Here is a 20809-nt window from a genome sequence, read left to right on the forward strand (position 1 = left end):
GTCTGGGTGGGGGGCGGGGGGGTGGAGGGGCCGAACCCCCCGCTGTTGTACGGCCCCGGCTGACCCTGCGGCTGGTACGGCGTCTGCACCCCGCCGTGCTGCGGCTGGGAATTGGCGTCGACCGGCGGGAAGACGGCCTGTCCGACGCCCGCGCCGCTGTTGGCGGGCGGGCCGCCGCTGATGATGATCGGCGAGGCGCCGGAGGCGACGCCGGAACCGCCTATGCGGGTGCACTCGTCGTGCATCGCCTCGGCGGACGGGAAGCGCTCGTTGGGGTTCTTCTTCAGCGTGCGGGCGACCATCGCGTCCACCGCCGGAGGGATGGACTGGTTGATGGAGGAGGGCGACGGCGGCTCCTCCTGGACGTGCGCGTAGGCGATGGCCAGCGGCGAGTCGGCGTCGAACGGCAGCCGCCCGGTGAGCAGCTCGAAGAGCATGATGCCGACCGAGTACAGGTCGGAGCGGGCGTCCACCCCGCGGCCGAGGGCCTGTTCCGGCGAGAGGTACTGCGGGGTGCCGACGACCATGCCGGTCTGTGTCATGGATGTCACACCGGACTGCATGGCGCGCGCGATGCCGAAGTCCATGACCTTGACCACACCGCGCTTGGTGAGCATCACGTTCCCGGGCTTGATGTCCCGGTGCACGAGGCCCATCTCGTGGCTGACCTCGAGGGCTGCCAGTACGTCGCCGGTGATCTTCAGCGCCTTCTCGGCGGGCATCGCGCCGAACTGGGCGATGTCCTCGTCCAGGACCGTGCGCAGCGGCTTGCCCTCGACGTACTCCATGACGATGTACGGCACCATCGCGCCGTCGATCTCGTCCTCGCCCGAGTCGAAGACCGAGACGATGTTGGTGTGCGTCAGCTTCGCGACCGACTGCGCCTCGCGGCGGAACCGTTCGCGGAAGGACTGTTCCCGGCCGAGTTCGGTGTGCAGCGTCTTGACCGCGACCTGGCGGTCCAGCACGGAGTCGTAGGCGAGATAGACAGAAGCCATCCCGCCGGCGCCCAGCAGTGAACGGAGCTGGAAACGCCCCCCGCCGACCATGCGGCCCAAGTAGTTGCCGGCCGCCTGTGCGCCGTCGTCGCTCATCTGACTGCTTCCCCCTCGGCGGCGCTGCCCCCGTGCAGGTACGTTGAGTGATCCTTGACCCTGATACTGGCCCAAGTTTGCCCAGGGGCTCGGTCACGTCAAGTTCGTTGCCCGTTCCGTGACCGAATGCGCATACGCCCTTCGCGAGCGGCGCCCCGGACGGTCCCACGAGCGTAGAGGGTGCGTTCGCGCAGGTGTGCGCTGGGTCGGCGAGACCGACTTGCGGGGTGGCTTCTCAGCTTGTTGGATGACCACTCCTTGGCTTCGGTATTCCGTCCCACCCATTCCACCCCCCGCGTGCCTGTAGCCTCCTTGTGGGGAGTATCCACCGCGCGCAAGCCCGCGGATTCGAATCAACGGCGAGGACTGATGGCACAGACGCAAGCCGCCGGGGGCCCTTCGGACCCCGACGCGACGGGCGGCGGCTCCCTGCCCGATTCGCCGGAATTGTGGGGCAACAACGGCCTGGTCGGCGACGGCAGGTACCGCCTGACGCACCGCCTCGGCCGTGGTGGCATGGCCGAGGTCTTCGGCGCCGAGGACCTGCGCCTCGGCCGTACGGTCGCGGTCAAGCTGCTGCGCTCGGACCTGGCCGAGGACCCCATCTCCAAGGCGCGCTTCACGCGCGAGGCCCAGTCCGTAGCGGGCCTCAACCACCACTCCGTGGTCGCGGTCTACGACTCCGGCGAGGAGTTCATCGGCGGCAACGTCACGCCGTACATCGTGATGGAGCTCGTCGAGGGCAGCACGATCCGCGATCTGCTGCTGAACGCCGACGCGCCGCCGTCGGACCAGGCGTTGATCATCGTCTCCGGGGTGCTGGACGCGCTGGCCTACAGCCACCAGCACGGCATCGTGCACCGCGACATCAAGCCCGCGAACGTGATCATCACGCGGGACGGCGCGGTCAAGGTGATGGACTTCGGTATCGCCCGCGCCCTGCACGGCGCGTCCAACACCATGACCCAGACCGGCATGGTGATGGGCACCCCGCAGTACCTCTCCCCCGAGCAGGCACTCGGCAAGACCGTCGACACCCGCTCCGACCTGTACGCCACCGGCTGTCTGCTGTACGAGCTGCTGACGCGCCGTCCGCCGTTCACGGGTGAGACGCCGCTGTCGGTCGTCTACCAGCACGTCCAGGACGTTCCTGTGCCGCCGTCCGAGGTCTCGGACGGCGCGCCGCCGGAGCTGGACGGCCTGGTGATGCGGGCGTTGGCCAAGGATCCGGACGACCGGTTCCAGACGGCCGAGGAGATGCGCGGGCTGACGCAGTACGGGCTGCAGATGCTGCACGAACAGGGCAGCCACACCGGCGGCCTGTGGAATACCGGCCCGACGGCGCACCTCGGGGCCTCCACCCCGGCCATGGGCGTCCCGGGCGCCGGCGCGCGCCCGCACCCCTCGCACTCCGACACCTCCCAGATGGGCGCCCCGCTGCTGGCGGGCCCCCGGGACGACGACGGCGGCTTCGATGGCGGTCACCGGCGCGGGCGGGGCCGCGGCAGCGGCGGTGGCGGCAAGGGCGCCCGGTACACGCTGTTCGCCCTCCTGGCGTTGATCGCCATAGCGGGCGGCATCATCTTCGCGCTCAAGGCCAACAACGACCCGGGCGACAAGCCGGACAACGTCAAGCCGAGCACCTCGCACTCGAAGTCCCACAAGCCCTCCGACAAGCCGTCGCCCACCCCGACGGAGAACGACGAGGAGCAGCCGGGCACCACGGGGGACACCGGCGATGCGACCCCGAGCGATCAACCCACCGAGACGACGCCGTCCCAGACCGGTGACCCGAGCCAGACGCAGCCGTCCCAGACCGGTGACCCGAGCGAGACGGGCAGCGCCGACGGGGGTTCGGGCAATGGTGGTGGCGGCAGCAAGCCGACCAAGACCTCGGAGCCGACCCCCACAGATGGCGGCGACAGCCAGGGCGGCGGCACCGGATCGGCCGACTCCGGCGCCGTCGCCGGCACGGAGGAGTAAGCCTTCTGCGGCGGGGCCGTCCCGGGGCCCCGCGGGTCCCTCCCCGGGCGCCGCTCCCGGCGCTCCCACGCCCTGCGGCGCCGTGCCGTCAGCCGCGTGTTGACCCGTTGTCCACGCCTGGTTGACGAGGCGGCGCCGGGCCGTCGCGGACCTCTACGATGCGGCCGTGCAGCCGTCTTCCCCCGCCCTCACGGAGGGCACGCTCCACTCTCTGTTGCGGCAGTACGACGGTGCCGGGGAGCCCCTCTCGTGCACACCGGTCTCGCACGGACTGCTCAACCGCGGCTACCGCCTGACGACCACGCGCGGCTGCTACTTCCTCAAACACCACCTCGACGGCCGGGCCTCGCTCGGCCGGATCGAACGCCAGCACCGGGCGACCGCCCGGCTGGGCGCTGTGGGGCTGCCCGTCGTACCGGTGGTGGCGGGGGCCGACGGCCGTACCGTCATCGTTGCCGAGGGGCGGTGCTTCGCGCTGCACCCGTGGATCGAGGGCACCCACCGGCACGGCAGCGAGCTGACCGCTGGGCAGTCCCAGGAGCTGGGCGCCCTGCTGGGGCGGGTCCACGTCCGGCTGGCCCGGGTGATACGCGAGGCGCGGCCGGAGCAGTCCGGCCACGAGAGCGACCATGAGAGTGGCCACGAGAGCGGCCACAAGAGCCACCATGAGAGCGGCCACGAGAGCGGCCATGAGAGCGCCGACCCGGCTGCGACGTACGACATGATCGGCGCGCTGCTGGAGCGGGTCAGGGCCCGCCGCAACCGGGACAGCTTCGACGAGTTGGCCGAACACCGGCTCACCGAGCGCCGCGAGCTGCTGCGCCGGTACGCGGGGGAGCGGCCCGGTGCGGTTCCGGCGCGGTTCACCGGCTGGGTGCACGGGGACTTCCACCCGCTGAACCTGCTGTACGCGCCCGCGGGCCGCCGCCCCCGGCCGGTGGCGATCCTGGACTGGGACCGGATGGGGGTGCAGCCACGGGCCGAGGAGGCGGTGCGCGGCGCGGCGATCTTCTTCCTGCGCCCCGGCGGCACGCTCGACCTGCGCAAGGTGCGGTCCTTCGCCCGCGCGTACCGGGGCAGTGCGGGCGCTTCCCGTGCGGAGCTGGCCGCCGCCGTGCACCGGGTGTGGTGGGAGCGGCTGAACGACTTCTGGATGCTGCGCTGGCGCTATCAGCTGCGCGATGCACGGGCCGATCCGCAGTTCCCCGCTGCGGCGTCACTGGTCGTGTGGTGGAGCGGCCACTACGAGGCAGTACGCTCCGCTTTCCGTGACTGAACGCTCCGCCTTCTGTGACTGAGCCGAGCGTGGTTGCTGCGGAGATCGCCATTTCCGCCGGACTCTCGCCGGAAGTGGTGGCGGGATCAGCCGGAACGTCCGGTTTGAATACCTTCTCGGTCTCACATACTGATCCGCCCTTCACTCTTCCCGGGCTCCCGCGCCCCGGGTTACCGTGCGGGTGTCCGCGGCTCGCGAGGCCGTGACCAGTGATGTCCCGACTTCTCGCACAACTGCTTGGATTTCCTCGTTCTTACTTGGATATCCGAGCAAAGTTGCAGGTCAGGGCCGCCTCGTGCGTCTATGGAGTTGCCAGCCATGGCTGGGGCGTCCCGACCGGGGTCGGGACAGCGGGCCGCGACCGGGACAGCAGTCACCACCCGGTGCCGATCGCGACGCTCCCACCCCGTGCGCCGCACGGGACCGGGCGAGCCTCCCCCCGCCAGTGGGCGGGGGAGCCCCAGGTCACCGGCAATCCCGGCGGCCGGACAGACGGAGGAGCACACGTGACCGTGGAGAGCACTGCAGCGCGGAGCACCGCGCGCCGCAGCGGCACCGGAGGAAAGCGCGCCACCCAGGCCGCCCGCAACGGCAAGGCCGCCGAGAACGGCACGGCGGAGGCCCCCGAGCGCGCAGCCGCCTCTGGGGGTACCTCCCGGCCGGAGGCCGGGGGAGAACCCGGGAAGAGCTCGGCGAAGACCCCGGCAAAGAGCGCCCGGAAGCCCGCGGCCAAGAGCACCGCGAAGGCCGCCTCCAAGGCCCCCGCGAAGGCGGCCCCGAAGGCCCCCGCGAGGAGCAAGGCCCCAGCAAAGAGCAAGACCGCAGCGAAGACCCCGGCGAAGACCCGTACCCGCGCCGGCTCCCGGGCCCGTGCGGGCGGTTCCGGGCAGACCGAGCCCGAGCTGGTCCAGCTGCTGACGCCCGAGGGCGAGCGCGTCAGCCACCCGGAGTACGACGTCGACCTGAGCGCCGAGGAGATCCAGGGCCTCTACCGCGACATGGTGCTGACCCGGCGCTTCGACGCCGAGGCCACCTCGCTCCAGCGGCAGGGCGAGCTGGGGCTGTGGGCCTCGCTGCTCGGCCAGGAGGCGGCGCAGATCGGCTCAGGGCGTGCGCTGCGCCCGGACGACTACGTCTTCCCCACCTACCGCGAGCACGGCGTCGCCTGGTGCCGCGACGTGGACCCGACGATGCTGCTGGGCATGTTCCGCGGGGTGAACAACGGCGGCTGGGACCCCAACAGCAACAACTTCCACCTCTACACGATCGTGATCGGCTCCCAGGTGCTGCACGCCACCGGGTACGCGATGGGCGTGGCCAAGGACGGCGCCGACTCGGCGGTGATCGCCTACTTCGGTGACGGTGCCTCCAGCCAGGGCGACGTCGCCGAGGCGTTCACGTTCTCAGCCGTCTACAACGCGCCGGTCGTCTTCTTCTGCCAGAACAACCAGTGGGCGATCTCCGAGCCCACCGAGCGCCAGTCCCGGGTGCCGATCTACCAGCGCGCCCAGGGCTTCGGCTTCCCCGGCGTCCGGGTGGACGGCAACGACGTGCTGGCCTGCCTCGCGGTGACCAAGGCCGCCATCGAGCGGGCCCGCGCGGGCGAGGGCCCGATGCTGATCGAGGCGTTCACCTACCGGATGGGTGCCCACACCACCTCCGACGACCCCACGCGCTACCGCAGCGACGAGGAGCGCTCCGCGTGGGAGGCCAAGGACCCGATCCAGCGGCTCCGCAGCTATCTGGAGGGTGCGAACCTGGCCGACGACGCCTTCTTCGCCCGTATCGACGAGGAGAGCGAGGCGATGGGGCAGCACGTGCGTGAGGCGATCCGTACGATGCCCGACCCCGACACCATGGCGATCTTCGAGAACGTCTACGCGGACGGACACGCGCTGGTCGACGAGGAGCGAGCCCAGTTCGCCACGTATCTCGCCTCGTTCGCCGACTCCGACTCGCACGAGGAGGGCCGCTGATGGCCGCCACCGGCACGGCCCCCGCGACGGCCGTCCAGAAGCTTCCGGTCGCCAAGGCGATCAACCTCTCGCTGCGTACGGCGATGGAGAACGACCCCAAGGTCCTGATCATGGGCGAGGACGTCGGCAAGCTCGGCGGCGTCTTCCGGGTCACCGACGGTCTGCAGAAGGACTTCGGTGAGGACCGCGTCATCGACACCCCGCTCGCCGAGTCCGGCATCGTCGGTACGGCGATCGGGCTGGCGCTGCGCGGCTACCGTCCGGTCGTCGAGATCCAGTTCGACGGCTTCGTCTTCCCCGCCTACGACCAGATCGTCACCCAGCTCGCAAAGATGCACGCGCGGGCCCTCGGCAAGATCAAGCTGCCGGTCGTCATCCGTATCCCCTACGGCGGTGGCATCGGCGCCGTCGAGCACCACAGTGAGTCCCCGGAAGCGCTGTTCGCGCACGTCGCGGGGCTCAAGTGTGTCTCGCCCTCGAATGCGGCGGACGCCTACTGGATGATGCAGCAGGCCATCGAGAGCGACGATCCGGTGATCTTCTTCGAGCCGAAGCGGCGCTACTGGGACAAGGGCGAGGTCGATCCCTCCGCCATCCCGGCCCCGCTGCACTCGGCGAAGATCGCCCGCCAGGGCAGCGCGGCGACGCTCGCCGCGTACGGACCGATGGTGAAGGTCTGCCTGGAGGCGGCAGCCGCCGCCGAGGAGGAGGGCAACTCGCTGGAGGTCGTGGACCTGCGCTCGATGTCCCCGATCGACTTCGACACCCTGCAGCGCTCCGTGGAGAAGACCCGCCGCCTGGTACTCGTCCACGAGGCCCCGGTCTTCCTCGGCACCGGAGCGGAGATCGCAGCCCGCATCACCGAACGGTGCTTCTACCATCTGGAAGCACCGGTGCTGCGTGTCGGCGGGTTCCACGCGCCGTACCCACCGGCCCGGCTGGAGGACGAGTACCTGCCGAACCTCGACCGGGTGCTCGATGCCGTCGACCGCGCGCTGGCGTACTGAGGGAGAGCCGTGACGATGACCAACAGCGCACAGACCGGACAGACGGCCGCCGGTATCCGTGAGTTCAAGATGCCCGACGTGGGCGAAGGGCTGACGGAAGCCGAAATCCTCAAGTGGTACGTACAGCCCGGCGACACCGTCACCGACGGGCAGGTCGTCTGCGAGGTGGAGACGGCCAAGGCCGCCGTCGAACTGCCCATCCCGTTCAACGGGCTCGTGCACGAGCTGCGGTTCGCGGAGGGTACGACGGTCGACGTCGGCACCCCGATCATCACCGTCGACACCGGCGGCCCGGCCGGCGGCACCGGCGCGGGCACCGCTTCCGCGGCCCAGCCCGCGATGGAGACGGGCGCCGGAGCGGCGGCCGAGGTCGCCCAGGAGGCGGCGTCCGCCGCCACGGAGGCCGCCGAAGCGGAGGCCGCAGCTGAGGGAGAGGCCGAGGGAGAGGCCGAGCCGGAGGGGCGGCAGCCCGTACTGGTCGGCTACGGCGTCGGCACCAGCTCCACCAAGCGGCGCCCGCGCAAGCCGGTGCCCGGTCCCGCCGAGGCGCCCGCCCCGGCCCCGGCTGCGGAGCCCGTCGTTCCGGCGCCGGGCAGTAACGGTCATGGCGCGGTGCGTCCGCTGGCCAAGCCCCCGGTACGCAAGCTCGCCAAGGACCTCGGCGTCGATCTGAGCACCGTCACCCCGACCGGCCCGGACGGGATCATCACCCGCGACGACGTACACGCGGCCGCGGCCCCCGAGCCCACCCCCGCCGCCGCGGAGCCCGCGGCGGCCCCCGCGGCGGAACCCGCCGTCGCGGCTCCCGGCGTCAGGGAGACCCGTATCCCCGTCAAGGGCGTACGGAAGGCCACCGCGCAGGCGATGGTGGACAGCGCGTTCACGGCGCCGCACGTCACCGAGTTCGTGACCGTGGACGTCACCCGGACGATGAAGCTCGTCTCGGAGCTCAAGCAGGACCCGGACATGGCGGGCGTCCGCGTCAATCCGCTGCTGTTCGTCGCGAAGGCGTTCCTGCTGGCCATCCGGCGCAATCCGGAGGTCAACTCCGCCTGGGACGAGGAACGTCAGGAGATCGTCCGCAAGCACTATGTGAATCTGGGCATCGCGGCGGCCACCCCGCGTGGTCTGATCGTCCCCAACATCAAGGACGCGCAGGACAAGACCCTGCCCGAACTGGCGTCCGCCCTCTCGGATTTGGTCGCCACCGCACGTGAGGGCAAGACGAGTCCCGCCGCGATGAGCGGGGGCACGGTGACGATCACCAATGTCGGCGTCTTCGGTGTGGACACCGGTACGCCGATCCTCAACCCCGGCGAGTCCGCCATTCTGGCCTTCGGCCAGATCCGCGAACAGCCCTGGGTGCACAAGGGCAAGGTCAAGCCGCGCCACGTCACCACGCTGGCGCTCTCCTTCGACCACCGCCTGGTCGACGGCGAACTCGGCTCCAAGGTCCTGGCCGACACCGCGGCAGTGCTGGAGCGCCCCAAGCGGTTGATGACCTGGGGCTGAGCCCGCTCCCATTCCGCCGGGCCCTCGCCGTACACCCTCGGCGGCGGGGGCCCGGCCGCGTCCACATGGCGGAAGCCATCCCTCACGTATGCGTGTTGTATCTATGGTGTGCACATGGCTTCCCCCACACCCGTCACAGCGCAAGCCCTCAAAGAGGCCCGGCGGCAACCGCCGGCTGCTGAGCGGGTGTACGCCCACGTCAAGCAGGCGGTGCTGGAGCGGCGGTACGAAGGCGGTCTGCTCCTCACCGAAGGTGAACTCGCAGCGGCTGTGGGAGTCTCGCGCACCCCCGTGCGTGAAGGGCTGCTCCGCCTGGAAGTCGAGGGCCTCATCCGGCTGTACCCGAAGAAGGGCGCGCTGGTGCTGCCGGTCTCCGCGCAGGAGATCGAAGACGTCGTGGAGACCCGCCTGCTGGTGGAGCAGCACGCGGTGCGCCGCGCGGTCCCGGTGTCGCAGGCGCTGGTCGACCGGCTGGAGGAGACCCTGGCCGAGCAGATCGCGCACGCGGAGGCAGGCGACCTGGCCGCCGTCTCCGCCGCCGACCGCTGTTTTCACGCCACCATCGTCGAGGCCACGGGCAATCAGATCCTCACCCGCCTCTACGACCAGCTCCGGGACCGCCAACTGCGGATGGGCGTCGCCGTGATGCACGCGCACCCGGAGCGGATCGCCAAGAACATCACCGAGCACGCCGACATCCTGCGCACCCTGCGCGAGGGGGACAGCGAGGCCGCGGCACGCGCGGTGCACCAGCACGTGAGCCGTGTACGCCACCTGGTGCGCGGTGAGGACCTCCGCGAGGCTTTCCCCGGGGACAAGGACATCCGCGAGCACGGTGATCCGCGATGAGTGCGACGCCCTCCGCGGATATCCGGCTGCCCGGCGACCCGCCGGGCGGCCCCCGCGCGCTGTGGGTGTGGGGGATCGGCGTCGCGGTCTACTTCGTCGCCGTCACCTTCCGCACCAGCCTCGGCGTCGCGGGCATCGACGCCGCCCACCGCTTCGACATCAACGCCTCCGCGCTCTCCAGCTTCTCGATCCTCCAGCTGCTGGTGTATGCGGGGATGCAGATACCCGTGGGCCTGCTGGTGGACCGCTGGGGGACGCGCCGCGTCCTGCTGCTGGGCATCCTGCTGTTCACCGCGGGCCAGTTCGGCTTCGCGCTGTCCTCCGCGTACGGCACGGCGCTGGCCTTCCGCGCGCTGCTGGGCTGCGGCGACGCGATGACGTTCATCGCCGTACTGCGGCTGGGCGCACGCTGGTTCCCCGCGCGCCGGGGGCCGATGATCGCGCAGGTCGCCGCGTTGATCGGGATGTCAGGCAACCTCGTCACCACGCTGGTGCTCGCCCGGGTCCTGGAGACGTTCGGCTGGACGCCGACGTTCGCGGGGAGCGCGGCGGGCGGGTTCGTCATCCTGCTGCTGGTGATCTTCTTCCTGCGGGACCAGCCGGAGGGGCACGAGTCGCCGTCCGTCCCGAAGGGCGGCGACAGCGGCCACGGCCCGGGTACGGGCTACATCCGGCGGCAGATCGGCGCCGCGTGGCGGGAGCCGGGCACCCGGGCCGGCATGTGGGTGCACTTCACCTGCCAGTTCCCGGGGATGGTCTTCCTGCTGCTGTGGGGCATGCCGTTCCTGGTGGAGGCCCAGGGGCTGGGCAAGAGCACGGCGGGCGAGCTGCTGACTCTGGTGGTGGTCTCCAACATGTGCTGCGGGCTGGTGTACGGGCAGGTCATCGCCCGCCACCACGCCGCGCGCACCCCCCTGGTGCTCGGCACCGTGTCCGCCACCGCGGTCGCGTGGGCGGCGACCCTCGCTTGGCCGGGGCAGGCGCCGATGTGGCTGCTGGTACTGCTGTGCGTCGTGCTCGGCGCGTGCGGGCCCGGCTCGATGATCGGCTTCGACTTCGCCCGCCCCGCCAACCCGCCCGAGCGGCACGGCACCGCCTCCGGCATCGTCAACATGGGCGGCTTCACCGCTTCCATGACGACGCTGTTCGCTGTCGGCGTACTGCTCGATCTGACGGGCGGCAACTTCCGGATCGCCTTCGCCTGCGTGTTCGTCCTCCAGGCACTGGGCCTGCTGCAGTTCGCCCGGCTGCGGGGGCGCGCCGTGCGGCGGGAACGGGAGCGCGTGGTGGCCAGCCGGGTGGAAGCGGTCCACGTGCCTGTGTAGCGGGCTGCCCCTGTCTCGCCGTCGCAGGCTGCGAGTCCGTTGTGGCTGGTCGCGCAGTTCCCCGCGCCCCTTAATGGCTTACCCGCGAAGCTTGGGCAGTCTGCTCCCCCAAGCTCTTCGAGCAGGGGGTACCCCCAGGGGCGCAGGGTGGGCAAGCGCAGCCCCCATGCCGGGTACGCAAGATGCGACGGGCAAACGCTAGGGCGTCACCGCGAAGTGCTTCAGGATGGCGCCGGCCAGCTCCGCGTCCCCGTCAACCTTCACGTGCTCCGAGACGGCCTCTGGCCGCACGCGGCCGGCGGCGAGCCGGGAGTAGGTCTCCCAGTCCATCGCAAGGGTGGCGGCGGGTCCCAGTGAGACGCTGCCGTCCACGGAGCCGTTGCCGGCCGGGTCCACCCGTACCGTCCGCATGAATTCCACGGGTCCGCTCACATCGAAGACCACGGCGCAGTTCGGCGGTGCCCCCGCATCCTGGGCGACGACCTTCGGCAGCCGGGAGAGGAACTCGTCCCGTGCCACGTGCGCGCCCGCGGAGTCCAGGTTGCCCGGCTTGTCCAGTGCGCGCCGCAGATCCTGCTCGTGCACCCACACGTCGAAGGCGCGCAGCATCAACTGCCGCTCCAGCGGCAACTTGCGGGGGCCGAACGGCAGCACGCTGTTGGCCTCGGCGTCCGGGCCGCGCTTCTCGTTCCGCAGCTGCCGCGAGCGGCGGATGAGGGTGTACTCGAACTCGCTGGTCATCTCCGGCCCGGTGTGGTGGCGCCGCACATCCACCTGCACTTCCATATGCCGGCTGACCTCGTCGCGGACGTGGTAGATGTCGCGGGGGAGCGAGTGGATGGGCCTGGGGTCTCCCAGCAACTCGCACTCGATGCCGATGATGTGGGAGACCACATCGCGGACCGACCACCCCGGGCATTCGGTCCGCCCGTTCCACTCCCCTTCCACGAGCGGAGTGACCAGCTCGGATATGGCTTCCATGGACTGCGTCCAGGCGTCAACGTAGGGCTGAAGGCTTGGGTGGTCGGTCACGGGACCCCTCGGCGTTGCGGTTCGTTCGCGGTCTGGACAGGGCAGGGTGCTGATGCTGGGTGCTCTCAAGTTACGCTGCGCCCGGGCACCCCGGCAGTGCTTTTGGGACGATGCTAGGCCCAATCGACCCCCTCGATCGCATGGACGGTGGTACGGTGCGCGCTTCCCTCTTGCAGATTCACGTAGACCCGGATGAGTCAGTCGCATCCCGCCGGGAACGGGTGTCTTCCCTCGTACGCGCACAAGCCGGTGCCGACCTGGTGGTACTGCCCGAGCTGTGGCCCGTCGGCGCCTTCGCGTACGAGCGTTTCGCCGCGGAGGCCGAGGACGCGGATCCGGCCACCGGCCCGACGGCGCTCGCCATGTCGGCGGCGGCGCGGGACGCGGGCGTATGGCTGCACGCGGGTTCCATCGTCGAGAAGGCTCCCGAGGGCGGCGCCCTCTACAACACCTCCCTGGTCTTCTCCCCCACCGGCGAACTCGCCGCCACCTACCGCAAGATCCACCGTTTCGGCTTCGACCGGGGCGAGGCCACCTTGATGTCCGCGGGCACCACCCCGGTCACGGTGGCCCATCCACAGGCCACCCTCGGCCTGGCCACCTGCTACGACCTGCGCTTCCCCGAACTCTTCCGCGCCCTGATCGATGCCGAGCCCGAGGGCGCCCGCGTGCTGGTCGTCCCCGCCGGCTGGCCCGCCAAGCGAGCCGACCACTGGACCCTCTTCGCCCGCACCCGCGCCGTGGAGAACCAGTGCTTCGTCCTCGCCTGCGGCACCGCGGGCAGCCACGCGGGCGTCGCCCAGGCCGGCCGGAGCGCCGTCATCGACCCCTGGGGCACCATCCTCGCGGAGGCCGACGGCGCCGAGGAGACCACCGTCACCGCCGACCTCGACCTCTCCCAGATCGACAAGGTCCGCGAATCCTTCCCCGTCCTCAAGGACCGGGTGCTCTGAGACTCGGGGCCGGCTCGGGGCCCCGCCGCCGTCCCGTGAGCCGGAATGGCACCCTTGACGGTATGACCCATCGCGCCCGCGTCCGCGCCCCTGAGCTGCACGGACGGTCCTGGATCAACACCGGCGGCGAGGAGCTCGACCTGGCCGGGCTCCGGGGCCGGATCGTGGTGCTCGACTTCTGGACCTTCTGCTGCATCAACTGCCTGCACGTCATCGACGAGTTGCGTGAGATGGAGGAGCGGCACCAGGACACGGTGGTCGTGATCGGGGTGCATTCGCCGAAGTTCGTGCACGAGGCGGAGCACGCTGCCGTGGTGGACGCGGTGGAGCGGTACGGGGTGGCACACCCGGTGCTGGACGATCCCGAGCTGGCGACCTGGAAGCAGTACGCGGTGCGGGCGTGGCCGACGCTGGTGGTGATCGATCCGGAGGGGTACGTGGTCGCGCAGCATGCCGGGGAGGGGCATGTGCACGCGATCGAGAAGCTGGTCGGTCAGCTGGAGGCGGAGCACGAGGAGAAGGGGACGCTGCGGCGGGGCGAGGCGCCGTTCACTGCGCCGGAGCCGGTCGCCGGTGAGCTGCGCTTCCCGGGGAAGGTGCTGGCGCTGCCTCAGGGCACGTTCCTCGTCTCGGACACCACGCGGCACCAGCTGGTGGAGCTGGCCGCGGACGGGGAGACGGTGCTGCGGCGGATCGGTGCCGGTGAGCGGGGGCTGGTGGACGGCGCGGCGGAGGTCGCGCGGTTCAACGAGCCGCAGGGGCTGGCGCTGCTGCCGGACGGCGGGGTGCTGGTTGCGGACACCGTCAACCACGCGCTGCGCCGCCTCGATCCGGCTACCGGCGCGGTGGTGACCGTCGCGGGGACCGGTGCGCAGTGGTGGCAGGGCGCCCCCACGAGCGGTCCCGCGCGCGAGGTGGCGCTCTCCTCACCGTGGGACGTGGCGTGGTTCGCGGGACAGGCATGGATCGCGATGGCCGGGGTGCACCAGTTGTGGACGTACGACCCGGTGACCGGGACCGTGGCCGTCGCGGCGGGTACGACGAACGAGGGGCTGGTGGACGGGCCCGCCGCCGAGGCGTGGTTCGCCCAGCCGTCCGGGCTCGCCGTCGCGGCGGACGGCACCCGGCTGTGGGTGGCCGACTCGGAGACAAGCGCTTTGCGGTGGATCGAGCGCGAGGGGGACGGATTCGCGGTCCGTACCGCCGTCGGCACCGGCCTGTTCGACTTCGGCCACCGGGACGGCCCGGCCGGTCAGGCCCTGTTCCAGCATCCGCTGGGTGTCACGGCGCTGCCCGACGGATCGGTCGCCGTCTGCGACACGTACAACCACGCGCTGCGCCGCTACGACCCGGCCACCGGCGAGGTGGGGGAAGTGAGCACGCTGGCCACGGACCTGCGCGAGCCGTCGGGCGCGGTGCTGGCCCCCGACGGCGCGGACGGTGCCCCGGAGATCGTCGTCGTCGAGTCGGCGCGGCACCGGCTGACCAGGCTGCGGCTGCCCGAGGACGCCGTACGGGTCGAGGCGGTGGCGCACCGAACGCAGCGGGCAGCCACCGAGGTGGCGCCGGGCGCGCTCCGGCTCGATGTCATATTCCGGCCCCCGGCCGGGCAGAAGCTCGACACCCGCTATGGCCCGGCAACCCGCCTGGTCGTCAGCTCGACCCCGCCCGGTCTGCTCGCCGCGGGCGAGGGGACGGGCACCGAGCTGCACCGCGAGCTGCGGCTGACCGGTGACGAGGGGACCGAGGGCGTGCTGCACATCTCGGCGATGGCCGCCTCCTGCGACGAGGAGGGGGAGTACCCCGCCTGCCATATGCACCAGCAGGACTGGGGAGTTCCGGTGCGGCTGAGTGCACAGGGCGCCGACCGGCTGCCGCTGGTGCTGGCGGGAATGGACGATGGATGACCGGAGTGCGGCTCACTCCCAGTGGTGCCTGTTGTACTCCTCGACCACCGGTGCGCCGGGGGCCGGGGGTTCGACGCGGCGGCGCTTGAGGATGCTGATGTACGTGCACAGACCGATGGTGCCGACGATCAGGAGGACGATGCCCATCAGGTCGATGTTGATCCCGCTGAGGTCGAGGTCGACGGCCAGCGTCAGAATCGCCCCCACGGCCATCATGCCGATGCAGATGATGATGCCCACGAGTGATGCCTCCAAGCTCGGTTGAGCCGAACCGGCTCTGTGGGCGAGCCGTTCACTTACCGAGCGCGAGTACCCGACCTGGGGGGACACATGCAGCGGTGTGTGTGCCTGGCGGGAGTTGTACGGCTTCACGGGAATTGGACCGGCGCCCGCTCACCTCGTTCCCCGGGCGGGGTCACTCCTCGGCGTCGACCGGCACCCCGAACCAGCGCAGGGCTATCGGCCGCGTGCCGGGTGTCGCCTCTTTCCGCCCGCGTGCGAAGCGATGCAGCAGCTCCAGATACGCGTCGTGGAACTCCGCCAGCTCCTCCCGGGTGAGGTGGAGGAGGCCGCGTGAACCGCGCATCCAGCCTTCGGCCTCCGGGTGTTCGAGGGCGTAGCGGCGGGCCAGCTCCAGGTCCTCCTCCATACGCAGCCGGTCCAGTTCTCCGAGGACGGCGCGCTCGGCCGCCGTCAGCTCGGCCTGCGGCGGTCGACGTACGTCCAGCCCGCGCACCCCGCGCCACCAGCGTTCACGTCCGTTCGCCGAGCGGTCGGGGTCGTCCTCGATGAAGCCGGCGCGCTCGAGTTGGCGCAGGTGGTAGCTGAGCGTTCCGGTGTTCTCGTCGAGTACGGCGGCGAGGGTGGTGGCCGTGGCGGGTCCCGAAGTGCCCAGGCGGCGGAGGATCTTGAGGCGCAGGGGGTGGGCGAGCGCCTTCAGGGAAGCAGGGTCGCTGACGGTGTGCCGTGCCTCGTCGCCCACGCCGACCCGCTCGTTCTCGTCTTGCTCGGTCATGAACCCAGCCTACTCGCAGAGCTTCCTCTGCAGTTTTTCCTCTGCAGAACTTTCGCTGCAGAGAAATCTCTGCAATGCTGGATGGGCGAGGCCGGGCGAGGAGCGTCCGGCCAACGGTGGAGGGGGCGTGCTGTGTTGGGATTCCGCGGGACACGTCGGATGGCAAGAGTCGTGGTCGGCGTTGCGGCGACGGTGGTGACGGCGGCGGGGCTTGCTGCGGCCCCGGCGGTCGCCGCACAGGAGGGAGACGCGGCCGAGCAGGGCAAGGACAGGGGGACGTTCACCGCCTGCCCCACCCGTGCGGAACTGCCCGACGGGGCCGACCCCGCGCAATGGCGGTGCGAGGTGCAGACGGCGACGGGAAGCCTGAAGGTCGGACGGCTGAACGTGCCCCTGGACAAGCCGCTCGTCGTCACACACGCCGAGGGGCGGATCGACGGCGAGTTCCGTCAGGTGTTCGGCGGGTTGAAGGCCGACCCGTACCCGGTGCCGGGCACACCGCTGCGTGTGAAACTGCGCTACGGAGGGTCGTTCGACTTCCACTCGGACGACGAGCGCGTCGGCGAACTGGCCCTGATAGTGGGCCTCGACGGCGGGCGGTCGCCGCTTCGGCTGCCGGCGGCCTGCGCCATAGGCAGCGACGCGGAGCCGGTTCAGCTGACGCTCAAGGCCGTTGGCGCCTCCGAGCCCGGTCGGCTGCCTGCCATGGAGGACCGCGCCTTCACCGCGCCCCGCACCTCGCACTGCGGGCGCATGGGTCCGGTCCTCGACCGCGCGCTGGCCCTGCCCGCATCGTCCGGGGAAAACCGCATACGTTTGGAGAATGACGAGCGCTCGATACGCTCCTACACCGAACTGCCCTGACGGCGGTCCGGGCCCGCCTGCCGCCCCGGACCCCGGCTCACTCAGCCAGGAACGCCGTGAGGCAGTTGGCCAGCAGGTAGGGGTCGTCGGCCCCGGCCAGCTCCCGCGCGGAGTGCATGGAGAGGATCGCCACGCCGATGTCGACGGTGGTGATCCCGTGCCGGGCCGCGGTGATGGGGCCGATGGTGGTCCCGCAGGGCACGTCGTTGTTGGAGACGAAGCTCTGCCAGGGCACGCCCGCCCGCTCGCAGGCCGCGGCGAACAGGGCGCGGCCGCTGCCGTCGGTGGAGTAGCGCTGGTTGACGTTGACCTTGAGGATCGGGCCGCCGTTGGGCAGCGGGTGGTGGCCCGGCTCGTGCCGCTCGGGGTAGTTGGGGTGCACGGCGTGGCCGGTGTCGGAGGAGAGACAGACGGTGCCGGCCCAGGCCCGCGCCCGGTCCTCGTACGAGCCGCCGCGGGCGAAGACCGAGCGCTCCAGCACCGAACCCAGCAGCGGGCCTTCGGCGCCGGTGTCGGACTGGCTGCCGTTCTCCTCATGGTCGAAGGCGGCCAGCACCGGGATCGTGCCGGGCTGCGTCTCGGCGCCGCGTGCCGCGACGGCGGTCAGCGCCGCGACGCCCGCGTGCACCGACAGCAGGTTGTCCATCCGCGGGCCCGCGACCAGTTCGCAATCGCGCCCCAGGTAGGCGGGGGGTTCGACGCTGTGCGTCATCAGGTCCCAGCCGGTGATCTCGTCGGCGGGCAGCCCGCTCTCCTCGGCGAGGAAGCGCAGCAGATCACCCTCGCGCGGCTGGCCGAGCCCCCAGACCGGGGTCATATGGCGCTGGCGGTTCAGCTTGAGGCCGTCGTTGACCTGCCGGTCGAGGTGGATGGCCAGCTGCGGTACGCGCAGCACGGCGCGGTCCACGTTCACCAGGTGGGTGGAGCCGTCGCGCAGAGTCAGCCGGCCGCTGATGCCCAGGTCGCGGTCGAGCCAGGTGTTGAGGAGGGCGCCGCCGTAGATCTCGACGGCGACCTGCCGCCAGCCGTGTGCGCCGGTGTCGGGCACGGGCTTGACCCGCAGGTTGGGCGAGTCGGTGTGGGCGCCGACGATCCGGAAGGGGGTGGCGGGCGTGGCGTTCTCGGGGACGTACCACGCGATGAGCGCTCCCCCGCGCAGCACGTACTTGCCGCCCGGTGCCGCGTCCCACGCCTCAGCCTCCAGCACCTGCCGGAAGCCTGCCTTCTCCAGCCGTGCGGCCGCGTTCGCCACCGCGTGGTAGGGGGAGGGGCTCGTGGCGAGGAAGGTCAGCAGACCGTCGGTGTGACCACGGTCGAACGGCGCGGCAGTGCTCATGTCCCCACCTTACGGTGCTCCCTGGCGGCGCTTCGGCCTGTGCGGGCGTACCCACACAACGGGAGCGCCCCGCTCCCATGGGGCGGAGCGGGGCGCGGAGCCGAGAGGGGCCGAAGGAGGCTCAGAACGCGTTCTCGTCGAGCTCCATCACCGAGAGGTCCACCGCGTCGGCCAGCTCGCGCTGGACGGCGACCTGCGGCAGCACGTTCGCGGCGAAGAACTTCGCCGCGGCGATCTTGCCCTGGTAGAAGGGGGTGTCCTTCGCGGAGGCGCCCGCCAGCTTCTCGGCGGCCACGGCGGCGCCGCGCAGCAGCAGGTAGCCGATGACGACATCGCCCGCGGCCATCAGGAAGCGGGTGGTGTTGAGGCCCACCTTGTAGATGGACTTGACGTCCTTCTCGGTGGCGGCCAGGTCGGTGAGCATGGTGCCGACGATGGCCTCCAGCTCGACGGCGGCCTTGGCGAGCTGGTCGCGGGAGCCGGCCAGCTCCTCGCCGCCCCGGGCGTCGGCGAGGAACTTCTTGATCTCCTCCGACAGCGCGGTGAGCGCCTGCCCCTGGTCGCGGACGACCTTGCGGAAGAAGAAGTCCTGGCCCTGGATGGCGGTGGTGCCCTCGTAGAGGGTGTCGATCTTGGCGTCCCGGATGTACTGCTCGATCGGGTACTCCTGCAGATAGCCGGAGCCGCCCAGGGTCTGGAGGGACTGCGCCAGCTGCTCGTAGGACTTCTCGGAGCCGTAGCCCTTCACGATCGGCAGCAGCAGGTCGTTGAGGCGGCGCGCGGCGTCGGCGTCCTCACCGCTGTGCTCCTTGACCAGGATCTCGTCCTGCACCGCGGCGGTGTAGAGGACGAGGGAGCGCATGCCCTCGGCGTACGCCTTCTGCGTCAGCAGCGCGCGGCGTACGTCGGGGTGGTGGGTGATGGTGACGCGCGGCGCGGTCTTGTCGGTGAACTGCGCCAGGTCGGCGCCCTGCACCCGCTCCTTGGCGTACTCCAGGGCGTTGAGGTAGCCGGTGGAGAGGGTGGCGATGGCCTTGGTGCCGACCATCATCCGGGCAAACTCGATGATCTTGAACATCTGCCGGATGCCGTCGTGCTTCTCGCCCAGCAGCCAGCCCTTGGCAGGAGCGTTGGCGCCGAAGGTCATCTCGCAGGTGTTGGAGACCTTCAGGCCCATCTTGTGCTCGACGTTGGTGGCGTAGACGCCGTTGCGCTCGCCCAGCTCGCCGGTCTCCCAGTCGAAGTCGTACTTGGGGACGATGAACAGCGACAGCCCCTTGGTGCCGGGGCCGTGGCCCTCGGGGCGGGCGAGGACGAAGTGCACGATGTTCTCGGACATGTCGTGCTCACCGGAGGTGATGAAGCGCTTCACGCCCTCGATGTGCCAGGTGCCGTCGGCCTGCTGGGTGGCCTTGGTGCGGCCCGCGCCCACGTCCGAGCCGGCGTCCGGCTCGGTGAGCACCATGGTGGAGCCCCACTGCTTCTCGGCCATCAGCTGCGCGATCTTGCGCTGCTCCTCGGTGCCCTCCTCGTGCAGGACGCCCGCGAAGGCGGGGCCCGAGGCGTACATCCACACGGCCGGGTTGGAGCCCAGGATCGTCTCGGCGAAGCCCCACAGCAGCGAGCGCGGAGCGGTCGTGCCGCCGATCTCCTCCGGGATGCCCAGCCGCCACCACTCGGCGTCCATATACGCCTGGTAGCTCTTCCTGAAGGTCTCGGGGACCGGTGCGGTGTTGGTGTCCGGGTCGAAGACCGGCGGATTGCGGTCACCGTCCTCGAACGAGGCGGCCAGCTCGTTCTCGGCCAGCCGCGCGATCTCGGACAGGACGCTCTTGGCGGTCTCGACATCCATCTCCGCGAACGGTCCGGTGCCGTACACCGTGTCGCGCCCGAGCACCTCGAAGAGGTTGAACTCGATGTCGCGGAGATTCGACTTGTAATGCCCCATGGCGACGGCTCCGTAGTGGCTCGCTCGTACTTGTCGGTAGTCCCACAGATGATGCTACCCGTCGGTAATAAGAAGCAACCCCTCGCCGCCCTTCTGTGACTCGTTACTCTCTTTAGCTATGTACGGTTACGACCAGACCGGTGCGCCGCCCGGACAGGGCCATGGACCGCAGCCCGGACAGGGTCACGGCACGCACGGCTATCAGCACGCCGGGCATGCCTCGCACCCCGGTCAGCAAGGTCACCAGGCGCCGCCCCCGCCTCCGTACGGAGCGCAGCAGCAGGCGCCACCGTACGGTCAGCCGGGGCCGCAGCAGCCGCTGTACCCCGAGCCGTCGCCGCCCTCCCTCCAGGAGGCGATCCGCGCCTTCACCACGGGCTCGATGGGCGCCGAGGACTTCCAGGGCATCTTCTCCACCTCGAAGGTGTACTGCCCGCGCGGCGACACCCCCGGTTTCCTCGCGCTGCACAACACCCAGCAGCCCGTCATCCCCATGTTCAGCACGCTCAAGGAGCTGCGCTCCTACGCGGGCAAGGAGTCGAAGTACTTCGTCATCACCGGCGCCGAGGTCCTCGACCTGCTGCCGTCGGGATACGGCTTCGTGCTCGACATGGAGGGCGAGCACCGGGTGGTCTTCGACGCCAAGGCGGTCGAGGAGATGGTGGACTTCGCGATGCGGCGGATGTACGGCTGACGCTGCCGCTGTCCCACTCCGATGGGAGCGCGCCGGCA

Annotated in this window: 17 protein-coding genes; 11 read left to right on the forward strand and 6 right to left on the reverse strand. The window is 70.8% G+C overall.

Annotation, left to right across the window (positions count from 1 at the left end; all coding sequences use genetic code 11):
* Positions 1-1094, reverse strand: a 1094-nt coding sequence (locus ACTWQF_RS29835; protein ID WP_443282852.1) for a protein kinase domain-containing protein, incomplete at its 3' end; no start/stop codon positions are given.
* Positions 1095-1463: 369 nt separating this feature from the next.
* On the opposite strand from ACTWQF_RS29835, the gene ACTWQF_RS29840 reads away from it, so the two are divergent.
* The 7 genes from ACTWQF_RS29840 to ACTWQF_RS29870 all read left to right on the forward strand — a co-directional run bounded on the left by ACTWQF_RS29840 (position 1464) and on the right by ACTWQF_RS29870 (position 11022).
* Positions 1464-3077: a protein kinase domain-containing protein gene (locus ACTWQF_RS29840; protein WP_443282853.1), complete on the forward strand. Its 1614-nt coding sequence runs from the start codon at positions 1464-1466 to the stop codon at positions 3075-3077.
* Positions 3078-3243: 166 nt separating this feature from the next.
* The gene (locus ACTWQF_RS29845; protein WP_443282854.1) at positions 3244-4353 is read left to right on the forward strand and encodes a phosphotransferase; all 1110 of its coding nucleotides are present in this window, start codon (positions 3244-3246) and stop codon (positions 4351-4353) included.
* 506 nt (positions 4354-4859) lie between these two features.
* Positions 4860-6329 carry a pyruvate dehydrogenase (acetyl-transferring) E1 component subunit alpha gene (gene pdhA / locus ACTWQF_RS29850; protein ID WP_443282855.1) on the forward strand — a complete coding sequence of 490 codons (1470 nt, stop codon included), beginning with the start codon at positions 4860-4862 and terminating at the stop codon, positions 6327-6329.
* Positions 6329-7336 carry an alpha-ketoacid dehydrogenase subunit beta gene (locus ACTWQF_RS29855; protein WP_443247508.1) on the forward strand — a complete coding sequence of 336 codons (1008 nt, stop codon included), beginning with the start codon at positions 6329-6331 and terminating at the stop codon, positions 7334-7336. Before pdhA ends, ACTWQF_RS29855 begins: the two co-directional genes overlap by 1 nt.
* A gap of 15 nt (positions 7337-7351) precedes the next feature.
* On the forward strand, positions 7352-8848 hold the full coding sequence (locus tag ACTWQF_RS29860) for a dihydrolipoamide acetyltransferase family protein (RefSeq protein ID WP_443282856.1): 1497 nt from the start codon (positions 7352-7354) through the stop codon (positions 8846-8848).
* Between the two features lie 114 nt (positions 8849-8962).
* Entirely contained in the window at positions 8963-9697 is a 735-nt protein-coding gene (locus ACTWQF_RS29865) for a GntR family transcriptional regulator (protein ID WP_443282857.1), read from the forward strand.
* Positions 9694-11022: an MFS transporter gene (locus ACTWQF_RS29870; RefSeq protein WP_443282858.1), complete on the forward strand. Its 1329-nt coding sequence runs from the start codon at positions 9694-9696 to the stop codon at positions 11020-11022. Before ACTWQF_RS29865 ends, ACTWQF_RS29870 begins: the two co-directional genes overlap by 4 nt.
* A 198-nt stretch (positions 11023-11220) precedes the next feature.
* Here the strand turns inward: ACTWQF_RS29870 and ACTWQF_RS29875 are convergent, their stop codons facing one another.
* Positions 11221-12054, reverse strand: coding sequence for a maleylpyruvate isomerase family mycothiol-dependent enzyme (locus ACTWQF_RS29875; protein WP_443282859.1), 834 nt, complete (start codon positions 12052-12054; stop codon positions 11221-11223).
* Between the two features lie 155 nt (positions 12055-12209).
* Here ACTWQF_RS29875 and ACTWQF_RS29880 point away from each other — a divergent pair, with 155 nt between their 5' ends.
* Together ACTWQF_RS29880 and ACTWQF_RS29885 are read left to right on the forward strand one after the other, a co-directional pair.
* Positions 12210-13007 (forward strand): carbon-nitrogen family hydrolase, encoded by a 798-nt coding sequence (locus ACTWQF_RS29880; RefSeq protein ID WP_443282860.1) that lies wholly within the window; start codon positions 12210-12212, stop codon positions 13005-13007.
* Positions 13008-13069: 62 nt separating this feature from the next.
* Complete coding sequence (locus ACTWQF_RS29885) at positions 13070-14914, forward strand: NHL domain-containing thioredoxin family protein (RefSeq protein WP_443282861.1); 1845 nt, start codon at positions 13070-13072, stop codon at positions 14912-14914.
* Between the two features lie 12 nt (positions 14915-14926).
* Here the strand turns inward: ACTWQF_RS29885 and ACTWQF_RS29890 are convergent, their stop codons facing one another.
* Together ACTWQF_RS29890 and ACTWQF_RS29895 are read right to left on the reverse strand one after the other, a co-directional pair.
* Positions 14927-15154: a hypothetical protein gene (locus ACTWQF_RS29890; RefSeq protein ID WP_443247515.1), complete on the reverse strand. Its 228-nt coding sequence runs from the start codon at positions 15152-15154 to the stop codon at positions 14927-14929.
* 175 nt (positions 15155-15329) lie between these two features.
* Entirely contained in the window at positions 15330-15929 is a 600-nt protein-coding gene (locus tag ACTWQF_RS29895) for an ArsR/SmtB family transcription factor (RefSeq protein ID WP_443282862.1), read from the reverse strand.
* A 159-nt stretch (positions 15930-16088) separates the two neighbouring features.
* Here ACTWQF_RS29895 and ACTWQF_RS29900 point away from each other — a divergent pair, with 159 nt between their 5' ends.
* Positions 16089-16793 carry a hypothetical protein gene (locus ACTWQF_RS29900; RefSeq protein ID WP_443282863.1) on the forward strand — a complete coding sequence of 235 codons (705 nt, stop codon included), beginning with the start codon at positions 16089-16091 and terminating at the stop codon, positions 16791-16793.
* 37 nt (positions 16794-16830) lie between these two features.
* Here ACTWQF_RS29900 and ACTWQF_RS29905 read toward each other — a convergent pair whose 3' ends face one another.
* Positions 16831-18129: a M18 family aminopeptidase gene (locus ACTWQF_RS29905; RefSeq protein WP_443282864.1), complete on the reverse strand. Its 1299-nt coding sequence runs from the start codon at positions 18127-18129 to the stop codon at positions 16831-16833.
* 121 nt (positions 18130-18250) lie between these two features.
* On the reverse strand, positions 18251-20077 hold the full coding sequence (locus tag ACTWQF_RS29910) for an acyl-CoA dehydrogenase (protein WP_443282865.1): 1827 nt from the start codon (positions 20075-20077) through the stop codon (positions 18251-18253).
* Between the two features lie 118 nt (positions 20078-20195).
* Between ACTWQF_RS29910 and ACTWQF_RS29915 the strand changes: the two genes are divergently transcribed.
* Positions 20196-20771, forward strand: coding sequence for an SseB family protein (locus tag ACTWQF_RS29915; protein WP_443282866.1), 576 nt, complete (start codon positions 20196-20198; stop codon positions 20769-20771).
* The last annotated feature ends 38 nt before the right edge of the window (positions 20772-20809 follow it).

This window comes from Streptomyces sp. 8N114 (genome assembly GCF_052245835.1).
Lineage (GTDB): Bacteria > Actinomycetota > Actinomycetes > Streptomycetales > Streptomycetaceae > Streptomyces.